The organism is Cytobacillus sp. GQ23, from assembly GCF_059758675.1.
This window is the reverse complement of the sequence record NZ_JCAXER010000070.1, coordinates 1-1,657: the sequence shown is the minus strand read 5'-3', so window position 1 is coordinate 1,657 and position 1,657 is coordinate 1. Positions and strand designations below refer to the sequence as shown.

Here is a 1,657-nt window from a genome sequence, read left to right as displayed (position 1 = left end):
GGCTGGGACAAAACCCACCTCTGAAATGAAAAAGCCGGTGACATTTTACGACGAGTAAAATGTCACCGGCTTTGATTGTTTTTGAAAAAAATAAGGACCACTTCTGATACAATTAAGTTACCACACCAAATCAAATCAGAAAGAAGGGTCCTTATGTTTAAAAATTATAACATGAATCAATTAGTTTTGCCTTTGGATTGTGAGGTAAATATACAAAAAAATGATATTGCCTTTCATGTCCATCACTTAGTTGAAAGTATTCCTCAAGAAGCCTTTGAACCATTTCTTCGAAATGAGGGCTGTCCCGCCTATCACCCACGTATGATGCTTAAAATTATTTTATGTGCCTACACTCAATCTGTCTTCTCAGGGCGCAAAATTGAAGCCCTATTAAAAGACAGTCTTCGTATGATGTGGCTTGCTCAAGGGTATGAACCAAGCTATCGTACAATCAACCGATTCCGTGTTCAGCCAGAAGTGAAAGATTTAATTCGCCAATGTTTCGTTCAATTTCGCTGTCAATTAGTAGAAGAAAAATGTATTGATCAAGAAGCGGTTTTTATTGATGGTACAAAGATTGAAGCGAATGCGAATAAATTTACGTTTGTCTGGAAGAAATCGATTGAAAAATATCATCAAAGTGTAATTGAAAAATCAAATCAGCTATATAGTGAGCTTCTTGAGAACGAAATCATTCCTGAAATTAAACGTGAAAGCGACGAACAGTTATCATTGGAAGAGCTCACTCAATTCGTTCAAAAAGTGGACGAAGTCGTTACCGAATATGATAAACAGATTGAAGCATCTTCAGACGTTATAGAACGAAAATCCATAAGAAGTAAACGCAAATATCCGAAACAAGTGCGTAAGCAGTTGATGGATCTTGTCTTGCGTAAACAGAGATATCAAAAAGCCTTTGAAATTTTAGGTACACGGAATAGCTATTCGAAAACAGATCCAGATGCGACCTTTATGCGAATGAAAGATGATTATATGAAAAACGGACAATTGAAAGCTGGTTACAATGTTCAAATCGCAACAGAGGGTCAATATGCGCTTGCCTATAGTTTGTTTTCCAATCCAACAGATACACGTACGTTAATTCCATTTCTAGATGAAATTGAGCAGCATTTTTTTGAGTTGCCGGAACACATTGTAGCAGATGCAGGTTATGGCAGTGAACAAAACTATAATGATCTCCTTTCCAACAGAAACCGAGAAGCCCTTATTACGTATAACATGTATGTAAAAGAACAAAAGAAAAAGCATAAACAAAATATATTCAACCCCGACAACTGGCAGTATGATGAAGTAACCGATACATATAAATGCCCTAATCAGAAACGTCTTGAATTTCAATATCATTCTGTCCACAAGGACCGTACAGGCTTCCAGCGTGAGTTCAAGGTTTATGGGTGTGAAGACTGCTCGGGGTGCCCATTACGTTCAAAATGTACAAAAGCAAAAGAAGGCAGCAATCGAAAATTAATGATAAATGAAAAATGGGAACAACAAAAAGAGTATGTAAGAGCAAAGCTTTCAGATGAGAAAACGAGTGCCATTTATCGAAAACGCAAAATCGATGTGGAACCAGTTTTTGGATTCTTGAAGGCTAATTTGCGTTTCACCCGGTTTTCTGTACGCGGAAAATTGAAGG

General features: G+C 37.2%; 1 protein-coding gene. It reads left to right on the top strand.

Going from position 1 to position 1,657, the window contains the following annotated elements:
- Positions 1 to 153 precede the first annotated feature (153 nt).
- Positions 154 to 1,657, top strand: a 1,504-nt coding sequence (locus AC6CHU_RS25855; RefSeq protein WP_498123159.1) for an IS1182 family transposase, incomplete at its 3' end; no start/stop codon positions are given.